At 71.1% G+C, this 14,561-nt stretch carries 13 protein-coding genes and 1 riboswitch; of the genes, 10 read left to right on the top strand and 3 right to left on the bottom strand.

Annotation, left to right across the window (positions count from 1 at the left end; all coding sequences use genetic code 11):
• Positions 1-132: 132 nt before the first annotated feature.
• Positions 133-2,484 (bottom strand): chitinase C-terminal domain-containing protein, encoded by a 2,352-nt coding sequence (locus tag AB0D99_RS32610; protein ID WP_362370663.1) that lies wholly within the window; start codon positions 2,482-2,484, stop codon positions 133-135.
• Positions 2,485-2,726: 242 nt separating this feature from the next.
• Positions 2,727-2,856, top strand: a riboswitch (FMN riboswitch).
• 187 nt (positions 2,857-3,043) lie between these two features.
• Here AB0D99_RS32610 and ribD point away from each other — a divergent pair.
• From ribD to AB0D99_RS32560, 10 genes are all read left to right on the top strand, one after another.
• Positions 3,044-4,105, top strand: coding sequence for a bifunctional diaminohydroxyphosphoribosylaminopyrimidine deaminase/5-amino-6-(5-phosphoribosylamino)uracil reductase RibD (gene ribD, locus AB0D99_RS32605; RefSeq protein WP_362370669.1), 1,062 nt, complete (start codon positions 3,044-3,046; stop codon positions 4,103-4,105).
• A 2-nt stretch (positions 4,106-4,107) separates the two neighbouring features.
• Positions 4,108-4,716, top strand: coding sequence for a riboflavin synthase (locus AB0D99_RS32600; RefSeq protein ID WP_362370660.1), 609 nt, complete (start codon positions 4,108-4,110; stop codon positions 4,714-4,716).
• Positions 4,717-4,760: 44 nt separating this feature from the next.
• A complete protein-coding gene (locus tag AB0D99_RS32595) occupies positions 4,761-5,351 on the top strand; it encodes a nicotinamide mononucleotide transporter family protein (RefSeq protein WP_362370666.1) in 591 nt (196 codons plus the stop codon).
• Positions 5,348-6,676, top strand: coding sequence for a bifunctional 3,4-dihydroxy-2-butanone-4-phosphate synthase/GTP cyclohydrolase II (locus AB0D99_RS32590; protein WP_362370657.1), 1,329 nt, complete (start codon positions 5,348-5,350; stop codon positions 6,674-6,676). The genes AB0D99_RS32595 and AB0D99_RS32590 overlap by 4 nt, the downstream gene beginning before the upstream one ends.
• 30 nt (positions 6,677-6,706) lie before the next feature.
• Complete coding sequence (gene ribH, locus AB0D99_RS32585; protein WP_329122935.1) at positions 6,707-7,192, top strand: 6,7-dimethyl-8-ribityllumazine synthase; 486 nt, start codon at positions 6,707-6,709, stop codon at positions 7,190-7,192.
• A gap of 35 nt (positions 7,193-7,227) precedes the next feature.
• Positions 7,228-7,500 carry a phosphoribosyl-ATP diphosphatase gene (locus tag AB0D99_RS32580; RefSeq protein ID WP_362370654.1) on the top strand — a complete coding sequence of 91 codons (273 nt, stop codon included), beginning with the start codon at positions 7,228-7,230 and terminating at the stop codon, positions 7,498-7,500.
• 51 nt (positions 7,501-7,551) lie between these two features.
• Positions 7,552-8,400 carry an ATP phosphoribosyltransferase gene (gene hisG, locus AB0D99_RS32575; protein ID WP_362370651.1) on the top strand — a complete coding sequence of 283 codons (849 nt, stop codon included), beginning with the start codon at positions 7,552-7,554 and terminating at the stop codon, positions 8,398-8,400.
• A 31-nt stretch (positions 8,401-8,431) separates the two neighbouring features.
• On the top strand, positions 8,432-8,884 hold the full coding sequence (locus AB0D99_RS32570; RefSeq protein WP_362370648.1) for a PH domain-containing protein: 453 nt from the start codon (positions 8,432-8,434) through the stop codon (positions 8,882-8,884).
• 226 nt (positions 8,885-9,110) lie between these two features.
• The gene (locus AB0D99_RS32565) at positions 9,111-10,451 is read left to right on the top strand and encodes a hemolysin family protein (protein WP_362370645.1); all 1,341 of its coding nucleotides are present in this window, start codon (positions 9,111-9,113) and stop codon (positions 10,449-10,451) included.
• Entirely contained in the window at positions 10,448-11,539 is a 1,092-nt protein-coding gene (locus AB0D99_RS32560) for a hemolysin family protein (protein WP_362370642.1), read from the top strand. The genes AB0D99_RS32565 and AB0D99_RS32560 overlap by 4 nt, the downstream gene beginning before the upstream one ends.
• A gap of 45 nt (positions 11,540-11,584) precedes the next feature.
• Here the strand turns inward: AB0D99_RS32560 and AB0D99_RS32555 are convergent, their stop codons facing one another.
• Together AB0D99_RS32555 and AB0D99_RS32550 are read right to left on the bottom strand one after the other, a co-directional pair.
• Positions 11,585-13,483, bottom strand: coding sequence for an AAA family ATPase (locus AB0D99_RS32555; protein ID WP_362370640.1), 1,899 nt, complete (start codon positions 13,481-13,483; stop codon positions 11,585-11,587).
• Between the two features lie 365 nt (positions 13,484-13,848).
• Positions 13,849-14,475 (bottom strand): hypothetical protein, encoded by a 627-nt coding sequence (locus AB0D99_RS32550; protein WP_362370637.1) that lies wholly within the window; start codon positions 14,473-14,475, stop codon positions 13,849-13,851.
• Positions 14,476-14,561 lie beyond the last annotated feature (86 nt).

Here is a 14,561-nt window from a genome sequence, read left to right as displayed (position 1 = left end):
GGGGACCGGCCCCAGCCGACCGCGAACGGCCTTCCACCGCAAGGCCGTTCACCATCCGAGGTGTGGCGGGGCGTCGCGCGACGGCAAGGGCCATGAGTTCCGCCGCCGGGCGTCTGCGCGGAGGTCAGGGCGTCAGCAGGTGCCGAGGTCCTTCCAGACCCCCCACTCGCCGGTCGTGCCCGGCTCCTCGTTCTGGGTCCACCACTGGGCCTTCCACTTGCGGCCCTTGTGGGAGACCTCGTTGCCCGCGTTGTACACCGTGCCGGCCACGTACGCCGGTGCGGTGCAGGTGCCACCGGTCGGGGTCGGCGTCGGACCCGTCGGGGTCGGCGTCGGGCCGGTCGGGGTCGGCGTCGGGGTCGAGCCGCCCGGCTCCACCACGGTCGTACCGCGCGCCAGGTCGCCGGCGAGCGCGTACGTCGTGCCGCTGATGTTCACCGTCCAGTTCGAGGGCGTGGACACCGGCAGGTAGTAGTTGAACGCCAGGTCCACGGTCGCGCCGGGGGCCAGCGACTGCCAGGCCGGGAGCTTCAGCGACACCCGGTGGAAGTCGCCCTTCAGGCCGCCCACGTTGGTGCCGGTGTGGTCGCTGCTGATCACCTTGGTGCCGAATCCGGACTGGTCGGAGGCGTTGCCCGGCGCCGCGGTCGCGTAGTCGAACTGGAACTCCGTGCCGCCCGGCAGCGCGGTGACCGTGTTGTTGGTGATCTTGATCTTCGGGGTGATCGGGTAGTTGGAGTCGCCCAGCTTGAACTCGGTGAACTCCACTCCCACGTTCACGGCCTGGGCCGGCAGCGCGGTGTTCGACTTCTTCGCGCCGTACGGGGCGGCCGCCTTGAACTTGTCGTACATCAGCGAGGTGAGCGTGTCGCCCATCTCGTACTGGCCCTTGCCCGCGTTCCAGTCGTAGTCGCCGGCCATCTCCCAGACCATCGTGCCGCCGATGCCCTTGCTGACCACGTAGTCGGCCTTGGCGGCCACCGACTGCTCGTCCTCGGTGGAGAGGAAGACCTTCTTCTGCGCGTTCCACAGCCACGGCGCGACCAGGGTCGAGTCGTACTTGCGGGCGTAGGTGCCGGTCAGGGCGGTGTTCGCCGGGAAGCCGTACTGCGTGACGTAGTCGCCGACGATCCCCTTCTCCAGGTTCTTGGCGTGCCACATCGGGTTGGACCCGGCCGGCGACTCGACGCCGTTGGTGTCCTTGTCGTGCCACAGGTTGTCGATGCCGACGGCGCCGTCACCGCACTTGGTCAGACCCGCGCCGGCCGGGCAGGTGGTCGCGGAGGCCTTGCCCCACAGCCCGTCCGTACCGCCCTGCACGTTCTTGTGGCCACGCGTGTAGTACGGCAGGCCGATGTTGATCCGGCCGGCCGGCATCGAGCCGCGGAAGTAGTGGTACGCCCAGTCGGTGTTGAGGTACCCGATGCCGCCGTACTGCGAGGAGCCGTAGACGTTGGCGGCGGCCAGCTCGGCGTCCTTGCCGTCGTCGAAGAGCGAGGCGTTGGGGCCGACGTACTCGTTCCAGGCGCCGTGCAGGTCGTAGGACATGATGTTGACGTAGTCCAGGTACTTCTGGCTCTGGTACGTCTCCATGCCGCGCAGCAGGTAGCCCGAGGAGGGCGCGGCGACGGTGAGCAGGTAGTGCTTGCCGTCGGCGGCCCCGGCCCGGTCGAGCTTCTCGCGCAGGCTCTTCATGAGCGCGTCGTAGCCCTTGACCAGACCGGCGCGGCGGGCGTTGGAGATCTGCCAGTCGAGCGGGTTCCCGGCGTCCTTCATCGTCGTCGGGTACTCGTAGTCGATGTCGACGCCGTTGAACCCGTACTTCTTGATGAAGGCGACGGCCGAGTCCGCGAAGGTGTCGATCCCGGCCTGGTTGACCGAACCGTCGGCGTTGGTGGCCATCGAGTAGAAGCCGCCGGAGTTCACCCGGGTGCCGTTGTCGTCGAAGTAGCCGCCGGTCTCCGCCCAGCCGCCGACCGAGATCAGCGTCTTGACGTCCGGGTGCTGCTTCTTGAACTTGTTGAGCAGGTTGAAGTGGCCCTTGTAGGCGAACGCCGGGTCCATCTCGGCGCCGGCGACACCGGGCCAGGTCATCCCGGTGGCGGCGTTGTTCGGGCCGTCCGAGCCGACGGACAGCTTGTTGTCGGAACCGATGTGTCCGAAGGCGTAGTTGATGTGGGTGATCTTGTCCCACGGGATGTTGTTGGCGAGGTAGGCGGGCTCGCCGTTCTTGCCGGTGCGCCAGCCGGTGAAATAGCCGATGACCCGGCGCTGGTGGTCCGCGCCCATCTTCTCGCGGCCCTCGGTGTCGTAGACCGAGCAGTACGGGACGTCGACGCCGGGGGTCTTGTACAGCCCGTCCGGGCGACAGCTCTCGTTGTCGGCGGCGTGGGAGACGCCGCCCGCGAGAGAGCTGATCAGCAGACCGGCGACGGCCGCGCCGGACGCGAGCAGCGAGGCTCTCGTCTTCGTGGGGGACAACACGATCGGTTCCTCCTGGGGAGGTGAAAGAACACAACGAACAAACGGGTGGGTCGTGTTGGGCCCGTGGAGTGCGCACACCGGCGGGCCGTGCCTCGGAGGTGACACGGAGATTAAAAGGACTAGACCAGTGCGTCAATAGGTCTGGACCAACAGAAGGGTTCATGGGATCCTGTGAGCCAGCCCACAGGGCCTCACCCGCATGGCCGACGATCGGTCGTGGCACACTGGCCCTGTATCAGCAGCAGCGCACTCCGGGGTCGGTGTAATTCCGAACCGGCGGTATAGTCCGCGACCCGTCCGCAGCCAGCGGCCGGTTGACCAGGTGAGATTCCTGGACCGACGGTGAAAGTCCGGATGGGAGGCAGTGCGCGGCGGGCGACCCTGCGAGGGGACGCTTCGGCCGTATCACCGCTGGTCGCCCTCGTCGGCGACCGGTTTTCCGGCCTTGGCATCCCTGTGCGTAGCGTCGTACCCGCTCTCTGTCGTCATCGACAGGCCCCGGAGTCCGTGCCCGAAGAGGCAGGAGGACCCGGTGGCAGAGCCGACCGACATCACCGCCATGCGACGCGCCATCGCGCTCGCCGCCCGCGGCCTCGGCTCCACCAGCCCCAACCCGATCGTCGGCTCCGTCATCCTCGACGCCGCCGGACACCAGGTCGGCGAGGGCTTCCACCAGCGCGCCGGCGGCCCGCACGCCGAGATCCACGCCCTGCGCGCGGCCGGCGAGCGCGCCCGAGGCGGCACCGCCTACGTCACCCTCGAACCCTGCAACCACACCGGTCGCACCGGCCCGTGCGCCCAGGAGCTCGTCGAGGCCGGGATCAGCCGGGTGGTGTACGCGGTCGGCGACCCGAACCCGCAGGCCACGGGCGGTGCCGACACCCTGCGCGCGGCCGGCGTCGAGGTCGAGCAGGGCCTGCTGGAGGACGAGGCCGCGGCGGGCAACATCGCCTGGCTCACCTCCGTACGCCTCGGCCGCCCCTTCGTCCGCTGGAAGTACGCCGCCACCCTCGACGGCCGGATCGCCGCCGCCGACGGCACCTCCCGCTGGATCACCTCCCCCGAGTCCCGTGCCGACGTCCACCGGCTGCGCGCCGAGGCCGACGCCGTCGTCGTCGGCTCCGGCACCGCCCGCACCGACGACCCCCACCTGGCCGTACGCGGGATCGAGGGCGCCGACCAGCCGCTGCGAGTCGTCGTCGACACCGAGGCCGGCGCCGTGAAGCCCGGCGCCCGCGTCCTCGACGACGCGGCCCGCACCGTCGTCGCCGTGGCCGAGGACGTCCTCCCGGAGGCCACCGCCCACCTCCCCGAGACGTGGCGGCTGTCCCGCGCGCCCGGCGGCGGCCTCGCCATCCCGGACCTCCTCGCCATGCTCCACCAGCGGGGCGTCCGCTCCGTCCTCCTCGAAGGCGGGCCGACCCTGGCCGGCGCCTTCGTCGCCGCGGGAGCCGTCGACCAGGTCGTCGGCTATCTCGCCCCCGTCCTCCTCGGCGCGGGCCCGAACGCCCTCGCCGACGCCGGAATCACCACCATCACCGAAGCGTTGCGGCTCGACGTCACCGAGACCGTGCGTGTCGGACCCGATCTCCGCATCACCGCCACCCTCAAGGGAGCCTGACCGTGTTCACCGGAATCGTCGAAGAACTGGGCGAGGTCACCGCCGTCGAGAAGCTGGCCGACGCCTCCCGCTTCCGCCTGCGCGGCCCCCTGGTCACGGAGGGCGCCAAGCACGGGGACTCCATCGCCGTGAACGGGGTCTGTCTCACGGTCGTCGAGTTCGGCGACGGCGAGTTCACCGCCGACGTGATGGAGGAGACGCTGAAGCGCTCCTCGCTGGGCGCCCTCGAAGTCGGCTCCCGGGTCAACCTGGAACGGCCGATGGCCGTCGGCGACCGCCTCGGCGGACACATCGTCCAGGGGCACGTGGACGGCACCGGCACGATCCTCGACCGCACCCCGTCCGAGAACTGGGAGATCGTCAGGATCGCCCTGCCCGCGCACCTCTCCCGGTACGTCGTCGAGAAGGGCTCGATCACGGTCGACGGCGTCAGCCTCACCGTCGTCGAGGCCGCCGACGACTGGTTCACCATCAGCCTCATCCCCACCACGCTCGCGCTGACCACGCTCGGCATCAAGCGGAGCGGCGACCCGGTCAACCTCGAAGTGGACGTCATCGCCAAGTACGTCGAGCGGCTGCTCGGCCCGAACGCCAAGGAGAACGTCAAGTGAACTGGCTCAACTCCGAGGCGTTCACCGTCCTCGACCAGCACATCATGTGGTCCGACATGATCGGCAACACGATCGGTCTGATCGCCCTCGCGCTCGGCTGGCGGCGCTCCATACTCACCTGGCCCGCGCAGCTGCTCTCCGGCGTCATCCTCGTCGGCGCCTACGCCTCCGCCCACCTCAGCGGCGGCGTCGGCAAGCAGCTCCTCGTCATCGGCGTCGCGGCCTGGGGCTGGTGGCAGTGGAACCGAGGCCGGCAGCAGGCCCAGGACGGCTCCATCGCCGTCCGCTTCGCGACCTGGAAGGAGCGCGGACTGCTCCTCGCGGGCGCCGTGCTCGGAACCCTCGCCGTCGGCGGCCTGTTCACCCTCTACCCGTCGCTGTCCTGGTCCCCCTGGGCCGACGCGTACATCTTCGTCGGCACCCTCGTGGCGATGGTCGCCCAGGCCCGCGGCCTGGTCGAGTTCTGGTTCGCCTGGCTCCTCGTCGACCTGGTCGGCGTCCCCCTCGCCTTCAACAGCGGCCTCGCCTTCTCCGGCCTGGTCTACCTCATCTACTTCGCCCTCGTCATCTGGGGCATGCGCGACTGGTGGCTCCGGACGCGCACCACCAACGCTCTGGAAGGAGCCACGGCATGAGCGCCCGTCCGTCGCACGCCACCGCCCTGCCCGACGCGCACCGCGAGGGCCCCCGCGATTCCGTCTGGGACGTCACCGACCTCTCCCTCGACCCCGTCGAGCAGGCCATCCGCGACATCGCCGCGGGCCGCCCCGTCGTCGTCGTCGACGACGAGGACCGCGAGAACGAGGGCGACCTCGTCATCGCCGCAGAGAAGGCCACCCCCGAGGTCGTCGCCTTCATGATGAGCGAGTGCCGGGGCCTGATCTGCGCGCCCATGGAGAACGACGAGCTGGAGCGCCTCGAACTCCCGCAGATGGTCGAGCACAACACCGAGTCGATGCGGACGGCCTTCACGGTCTCCGTCGACGCCGGGCCCGCCCACGGCGTCACCACCGGCATCTCCGCCGCCGACCGCGCCACCACGCTGCGGATGCTCGCGAGCGGCGAGCACGAGCCCGGCGACTTCGTCCGCCCCGGCCACATCTTCCCGCTGCGCGCCAAGCCCGGCGGCGTCCTGGCCCGCAACGGCCACACCGAGGCCGCCGTCGACCTGGCCCGCCTCGCGGGTCTGCGTCCGGCCGGAGCGATCGTCGAGATCGCCGGCGAGGACGGGGTGATGCTGCGCCTTCCCGAGCTGGTCCCCTTCGCGCGCAAGCACGGCCTCACGATCATCTCGATCGAGGACCTCATCGCGTACCGCCGCTCCGCCGAGCCCACGGTCCGCCGCGAGGCCGAGGTGCGGCTGCCGACCGCGCACGGCGAGTTCACGGCGTACGGCTACCGCTCCACCGTCGACGGCGTCGAGCACGTCGCCCTCGTCCACGGCGAGATCGGCGACGGCGAGGACGTCCTGGTCCGGGTCCACTCCGAGTGCCTGACCGGCGACATCTTCCACTCGCTGCGCTGCGACTGCGGCCCGCAGCTCCAGGCGTCCATGGAGCGCGTCACCGAGGCCGGCCGCGGAGTCGTCGTCTATCTGCGCGGCCACGAGGGGCGCGGCATCGGCCTGCTCTCCAAGCTCCGGGCCTACGAGCTCCAGGAGCGCGGCCGTGACACCCTCGACGCCAACCTGGAGCTGGGCCTGCCCGCCGACGCCCGCGACTACGCGGCCGGCGCGCAGATCCTCGGCGACCTCGGGGTTCGCAGCCTGCGGCTGATGACCAACAACCCCGACAAGATCACCGCCCTCACCCGGCACGGCCTGCGGGTCGAGGGCCGCGAGGCCATGCCGGTCAAGGCGGGCGAGCACAACCTCCACTACCTGCGCACCAAGCGGGACCGGATGGGGCACGACCTGCCCTGGCTGGACGCGGAGACCGCGTCCACCTGCGGCAACCAGTAAGTCAGCGAACAGCACCGAGCTAGGAGAGACATGAGCGGCAAGGGCGCACCCGTCCTCAGCGTGAAGAACTGCGGCGACCTCCGGGTCGCGGTCGTCGCGGCGCAGTGGCACGAGAAGATCATGGACGGACTCGTCGACGGAGCCCTGCGGGCCCTGCACGAGCTCGGCATCGACGAGCCGACGCTGCTGCGCGTCCCCGGCAGCTTCGAGCTGCCGGTGGTGGCGAAGGTCCTCGCCGGTCGCGGCTACGATGCCGTGGTGGCCCTCGGCGTCGTCATCCGCGGCGGAACCCCGCACTTCGAGTACGTGTGCCAGGGCGTCACCCACGGCCTCACCCAGGTCTCGATCGACACCGGTGTACCCATCGGATTCGGCGTCCTGACCGTGGACAACGAGGAGCAGGCCCTCGACCGGGCCGGCCTCGAGGGCTCCCGCGAGGACAAGGGCCACGAGGCCGTCACCGCCGCCGTCGCCACCGCGACGACGCTGCGCACGGTCAGTGAACCCTGGCGCTGAGTACGCGACCCTTACCCCGTAGTCTTAGGACCATCATGGCGAACAAAACCTTCGAAGAGCTCTTCGCCGAGCTCACGCTCAAGGCCGAGAACGGCGACCCGGCCACCTCCCGCACCGCGGAACTGGTGGAGAAGGGCGTCCATGCCATCGGCAAGAAGGTCGTCGAGGAGGCCGCCGAGGTCTGGATGGCCGCCGAGTACGAGGGCAAGGAAGCCGCCGCCGAGGAGATCTCGCAGCTGCTGTACCACGTCCAGGTGATGATGGTCGCCCGCGGGATCTCCCTCGACGACGTCTACGCCCATCTCTGAGCGCACACGTCCCACCCTCCCCACCACTCCCACGTAAAGGAAGCTCATCCCATGCTGCGCATCGCCGTCCCCAACAAGGGTTCACTGTCCGGACCTGCGTCGGCGATGCTGCATGAGGCCGGCTACCGCCAGCGCAAGGAGTCCAAGGAGCTCGTGGTCATCGACCCCGAGAACGAGGTCGAGTTCTTCTACCTCCGGCCCAAGGACATCGCGATCTACGTGGCCTCGGGGAAGCTCGACATCGGCATCACCGGCCGGGACCTGCTGCTCGACTCCGGAGCCAACGCGGAGGAGATCCTGCCGCTGAACTTCGGCCGGTCGACCTTCCGCTACGCCACCCGGCCGGGCACCGCGAACGGCCCCGAGGACTTCCACGGGATGACGATCGCCACCTCCTACGAGGGGATCGTCGCCAAGCACCTCGCCGACCAGGGGATCGACGCCTCCGTCGTCCACCTCGACGGCGCCGTCGAGACCGCCATCCAGCTCGGTGTCGCGCAGATCATCGCCGACGTCGTCGAGACCGGCACCAGCCTGCGCAACGCCGGCCTGGAGGTCATCGGCGAGCCGATCCTCAAGTCCGAGGCCGTGGTCGTCCGGCGCGAGGGCGCCGACGCCGACCAGCCGCAGGTCCAGCAGTTCCTGCGGCGCCTCCAGGGCGTCCTGGTGGCCCGGTCCTACGTGATGATGGACTACGACTGCCGTGCCGAGCACCTGGAGCAGGCCGTCGCCCTGACCCCCGGCCTGGAGTCGCCCACGATCTCCCCCCTGCACAACGAGGGCTGGGTCGCGGTCCGCGCCATGGTCCCGGCGAAGGAGGCGCAGCGGATCATGGACGACCTGTACGAGCTGGGTGCCCGCGCCATCCTCACGACGGCCATCCACGCCTGCCGCCTCTGACACTCCGCAGGCACGAAGGAACGACGCACCGATGTCCGATGAGCCCATGCCCACCCTCCCGGTCACCTTCCGGCCCGCCCGTACCCGCGCGGTCCTGCTGACGATCGGGGTGGTGATGTTCGCCGTCATCACCGCCGTCGCGATGATGCTGGAGAAGCTGGGACCGGGGGAGCGCGCGAGCTTCATCTTCACCGCGGCCCTCTTCCTCGGGGTGCTGACGCTGCTCAGCCGCCCCAAGGTCGTCGCCGACGAGGACGGCGTCACCGTCGTCAACATCACCCGGACGCGCCGACTCGCGTGGGCCGAGATCCTCCGGGTCAACCTGCGGCCGGGTGACGCCTGGGTCTTCCTGGACCTGAGCGACGGAACGAGCATGCCCGCGCTCGGCATCCAGCCCGGCATCGCCAGGGAGCAGGCCATTCGCGACGCCCGCGCCCTGCGGGCGCTGGCCGACAGCCGCGGCACGGGAGCGGACGCGCGCTGAGCCCGACGGCTCCGCCCGTCCCCCGAACGGGGGCCGACCCCCTGCCCCTGGCGGGGTCGGCGTGATTACTCTGGAGGCGGTGGTGCCGAGCGGCACCACCGCCTCGCATGTGCAGGGCCGCCGCCGCGGCCCGCGGGGCCACCCTGCGACCCGAGGAGTGACTCCCTCCGGCAATGGACGGATCGTCCGGTAGTACCTGCGCCGCCCCCTCCACGGAGGCGGCGGCATGATCATCCCCCTCCTGCTGCTCGCGGCAGCCTTCCTCCTGATCCTCGCCAACGGCTTCTTCGTGGCGGCCGAGTTCGGCCTCGTCACCGTGGAACGCCCCGAAGCCGAACGGGCCGCGGCCGCCGGAGACCGGCGCGCCCGCACCGTCGTCGACGCCCTCGGCGAGCTGTCCTTCCAGCTCTCCGGCACCCAGCTCGGCATCACGATCACCTCGCTGGTCGTCGGCATGCTCGCCGAACCGGCCCTCGCCCAGCTCCTCGACGGGCCCCTCACCGCGACCGGGCTGCCCGACGGCGCCGTCTCCGGCGTCGCCGTGGTGATCGGCATGCTGCTCGCCTCGGCGCTCCAGATGGTGATCGGCGAACTCGTCCCCAAGAACTGGGCGGTCTCCCGCCCGCTCCAGGTGGCGAGGTTCGTGGCCGGCCCGCAGCACCTCTTCTCTGCGGCCTTCCGGCCGGTGATCGCCCTGCTGAACCGGGTCGCGAACCGGCTGGTCCGGCTCCTGGGCGTCGAGCCCACCGAGGAGCTCGACTCGGTCCGCACCCCCGGCGAGCTGGTCTCGCTGGCCCGGCACTCCGCCCGGGCGGGTGCGCTGGAACAGGACACCGCCGATCTCTTCGTACGGACCCTGTCCCTGGGCGGGCTCACGGCCGAGCAGGTCATGACCCCACGGGTGCGGATGAGCGCGCTCCAGTCGGACGCCACCGCGGCCGACGTCCTCAACCTCACCAGGGCCACCGGGCTCTCCCGCTTCCCGGTCTACCGCGAACGCATCGACGAGATCGTCGGCATGGTCCACCTCAAGGACGCGCTGGCCGTGCCCCTGCACGAGCGGCTGCGCACCCCGGTGGGCCGCATCGCCGTACCGCCGCTGCTCGTCCCCGAGACGCTGCCGGCGCAGGCGCTCCTGGAGAGGCTGCGCCGGGAGCAGCCGATCGCCGTCGTCGTCGACGAGTACGGCGGCACGGCCGGGGTCGTCACCCTGGAGGACATCGTGGAGGAGCTCGTCGGCGAGGTCCGCGACGAGCACGACACCGCGGCCGACGCACGGCCCGAGCTGGCGGCCGTGGCCGCCGAGGACGGCCGCCCCGCCTGGGAGGCCGACGGCTCCTGCCGGGTCCACACCCTGCACCGGATAGGTCTCGACGTGCCCGACGGGCCCTACGAGACCGTCGCCGGGCTCGTCGCCGACCTCCTCGGGCGCATTCCCGCCCCCGGTGACCGGGCCGAACTCCCGGGCTGGCGCCTCTCGGTGCGGCAGGTGGACCGCTACCGCGCCGAACGGGTACGGATCGTCAGGACCGCCGAACTGCCGCTGGTGCCGGAGGCCGTCCGATGAACCTGCTCCACCTGCTGTTCGCCGCCCTGCTGGTGGTGGCCAACGGCTTCTTCGTCGGCGCCGAGTTCGCGCTCGTCTCCGTACGCCGCAGCCAGATCGAGCCACTCGGCGGCAAGCGGGCCCGCAAGGTCCTCTTCGGCCTGGAGAACCTGCCGGAGATGATGGCCGCCGCGCAGTTCGGCATCACGGTCTGCTCGCTGACCCTGGGCGCGGTGGCCGAGCCGACCGTGGCGCACCTCCTCGAACCGGTCTTCCACGCCGTCCACGTGCCCGCCGGGCTGATCCATCCCCTGGGGTACGTCCTGGCGCTCGCCGCGGTCGTCTTCCTCCACCTCGTCATCGGCGAGATGGTCCCGAAGAACCTCGCGATGGCGGCGCCGGAGAGGACCGCGCTGTGGCTCGCCCCCGGCCTGGTCGGATTCGCCCGCGTCTGCCGGCCGGTGACCCGGGCGCTCGGCGCCTGCGCCCGGCTGGTGCTGCGGGCCTTCCGCGTGGAGCCCAAGGACGAGGTGGAGGCGGTGTTCACCAGTGCCCAGCTCGGCCGTCTGGTCGAGGATGCGGGCCAGGCCGGGCTGCTCGACCCCGCGGAGCAGGAGCGGCTGGAGGACGCGCTCGAACTGGGCAGCCGTCCGGTGACGGACGTCCTCATCGCCCCGGCGACCCTGGTGACGGTCACCCCCTCCGTCACCCCGCGGGACATCGAGGAGCTGACCGTACGCACCGGGTACTCACGCTTCCCGGTCTGCGCCGAGGGGCGCGGGACCTACATGGGCTTCGTGCACGTCAAGGACGTGCTCGACCTGGAGGAGCGGGAGCGGGCGGTGCCCCAGCACATCTGGCGCCCCATGGCGACGGTACGGGCCGAGCTGCCGCTCGACGACGCCCTCACCGTGATGCGCCGCGCGGCCACCCACCTCGCCCAGGTGGCGGACGGATCGGGCCGCGTCCTCGGTCTCGTCGCGCTGGAGGACGTGCTGGAGACGCTGGTCGGCGAGGTGCGCGACCCCGCGCACCGGACCGCGGTGCTCACCGCCGTGCCACTGGGCGAACAGCGTCCCGAGCAGTCGGCCCAGGCGCTGGCGGGCTGACGGCGGCCCGCCGGGCGCACGCGTCCGGCGGGCCACCGGCCGCCGTCACATGCCGGGCGGCTCCTGGGGGCCGCGGGACGTCGGCCCGCGGCCCGAGAGCACCTCGCCATAGGCCTGCATCAGATCGGCCAGACGTAAGGTGGCCAGATCCTCGCGGGTCGGGGTGCACGGGTAGCCGGAGAGCCGCAGGTCCCGGTAGGCGCAGGACTTCTCGTACAGCGTGCGCAGGAAGCGGCCGTTGCCGAGTTCGTCGATCCAGCCCTGGTCGACGACATGGCCGCTGATCGAGCGGAGCTCGTCCCGCGCCTCCTCGTCCCAGCAGTCCCCGTTCGCCGCCGCCAGCACCTCGCCGATGGCGGTCAGTTCGAGCGGCCGGTACGAGGGGAAGTCGACCCGGGTCGTGAATCGCGAGGACAGCCCCGGGTTGGTGGCGAGCAGCCGGTCCATGCCCTCGGGGTAGCCGGCCAGGATCACCACCAGATGGTCCCGGTTGTCCTCGGCGCGCTTGAGCAGCACCTGCAGCGCTTCGTCGCCGTACGCGTCGCCCTTGCTGTAGCCGGTGTTGGAGAGGGAGTACGCCTCGTCGACGAAGAGGACCCCGCCGATCGCCGAGTCGATCAGCTCGTTCGCCTTGACCGCGGTCTGGCCGAGGAACTCGCCGACCAGATCGGCGCGTTGGGCCTCCACGAGATGGTCCCCGCCGAGCAGCCCGAGGGCGTAGAAGACCCGGCCGAGGATCCGGGCGACGGTGGTCTTACCGGTGCCCGAGGGGCCCGAGAAGACAAAGTGACGTTTCGGCGGCTGAACGGGGAGACCCTGACCCGCCCGCAGCCGGGCCATCTCCAGCTGCGCGGACAGGGCCTTGACCTGTCGCTTCACCGGCTCCATCCCGACCATGCGCTCCAGTTCGGCGAGCGCCTCGGCCAGCAGCGCCGGGTCCGTGGGGCTGGCGGGGAAGCGGGGCGGCGACGGCTGCCGGGGCAGGACCGCCTTCTGCCGTACGCCGTCCGGGGGTTCCGGCGGTGTGCCGGACGCGGGCGGGGGGCTGGGCTCGGTGCCCAGCAGAAGCGTGTCGGGGGGTGCGCCCTCGGCGTCGGTCTGTGTGGCGTCGGCCGTGTCCTGCCCGGCTCCGCCGAGGGTGACGGTGGCGAGTCCCGCCGGATCGTCCGGGCCCTCGAAGCCGTCGTACTCGGTGATCGCCGCGAGCCGGGCGGCCGTGTCCATGAACGCGGGGTCGATCCGGTGGACCGCCCGGTAGAGCGGCAGGGCGGCGGCGGACCGTCCGGTGCCCTCGTGCGCGCGGGCCAGCCAGTAGCGCAGTTCCTTGCGCTGCGGCTGCTCGCTGCGGCAGCGCATCAGCGCCGCCGACAGCAGCGGCTCCGCCTGGCCGTACATCTCCAGGCGCACCCGTGCCATGCCGCCGAAGAGGCCCGCCTCGATGCCGAGAAGGGGATCGTCCACGAGCGACTCGGTGTGCCGGACCAACTGGTCCCAGTCCTTGACGAGATAGGACCGGCAGGCGTGCAGGAAGCGGACCTGGGGGTCGGTGTCGATCGGCGGGAGCCCCGCCAACGCCCGGTCCAACTCCGGCACATGGCGTCCGTCCAGCCAGTGCGAGGCATGCGCGAGCAGGAGGTCGCGCGGGCTCTCCAGCACCGGCTGCACCCACCAGCCGAGCCAGTACCAGGAGTTCAGGGTCCGGCGGTGCCGGGCGCGCTGTTCTCCGAAGCGTTCGCGGTTGCGGTACATCCGCAGCAGCGCGGTGGTGGTGTCCACGCGCAGCGCGTGCAGCCCGAGCCAGGCGTCCGCCATGCCGGGATCGGCGCGTACCGCCGTTCGGAACTCTTCCTCCGCCTGCGGATAGGCGCCCATCGTGTAGGCGTCGACTCCCCGCAGCCAGGCGAGCTCGGCCGGGGCCTGTCCGCCCTGCGTGCCGATGTCCATCGGGTCCCCCACAAAACGTGCCCCCGTTGCTGTCCCGGCGGGCGGGCGCCCGCCGGAAGCCGTACAGAACCGCCTTCTCGTGGACGGGATATGACCCCACCGAGGGGCATCGTACCTGCACAGAGCGTGCGCGACGAAGGAGACGTGCATGATCCGGTGGCCGTGACCCTGGGTGAGCACGGGGCCTGGCGTCGGGCCGGAGAAAGGGGGTGATCAGGGCAGAACGAAGCCCCCGATCACGGGGGAACAACCGGGGGCTTCGTGTCCGCGGCGGCTCCGAAAAGCCGCACATTGAGAACGTAAGACCTGTACGCCCCTTGGGTCAAGGCGAGTTGAGGTACTTGCGGAAGTGGGCTTCCGGCTACTCATTTCCGGAGCCGGGATCCCTCACGCTCCGTGAGGATGTGGTTCGGGCTCGCTGTCACTGACGGCCCAGGAAGCCACTCGTAACCCTCAGGACACTCCTGCACCAGCGTGTCCGCGAAAGGCCGCGAAGGGTCCTCGGTGAAATGGCGAGTCTCCGCCACCGTCCAGCCGTTCCAGAACGTGGACTGCGCCGGTCCGTCGCGGTCCCGGCCACGTGTCCAGGACTCCTCGGGACCCCGTTCCATCCAGAGCAGCGCGGCGAGATGGGGCCGCAACGCCCGCCGCCCCGCCCCGACGCCCTCGACGAGGACGAGCGGCGCGGGAGGCAGCTCGCGCGGCGGGCCGAAGGCCCGCAGATTCCAGTCGTACGGGTGATAGAGCGCGCTCTCGCCCCGCGAGAGGGGTGCGAGCACCTGGTCCCGCATCCGCTCCGTCCATCCGAACAACTCCTCGTGGGTGGCGAGGTCGTCGAGATGGAGGACGGGCGCGACCAGCCGGGCGGCGAGACGGGCGGCGAAGGTGGACTTGCCGGAGCCGGCGTGACCGTCGACCGCGATCAGCCGTACCGGCCCGCAGGAGGGCGGCAGGCTGCGCAGCGCGTCGGCGGCGCGGTCGGGGTCGGTCATGGGGCAAGCCTAGGCGAAGGCGGTCCGCCGCAGGTCAGGGGCGTGGCGGCGCCAGTGGTGGAGACCAATATTGGTACGGCGACGCG

Source organism: Streptomyces sp. NPDC047971 (assembly GCF_040653355.1).
Classification (GTDB): domain Bacteria; phylum Actinomycetota; class Actinomycetes; order Streptomycetales; family Streptomycetaceae; genus Streptomyces.
This window is presented reverse-complemented; position numbering and strand designations above follow the sequence as displayed.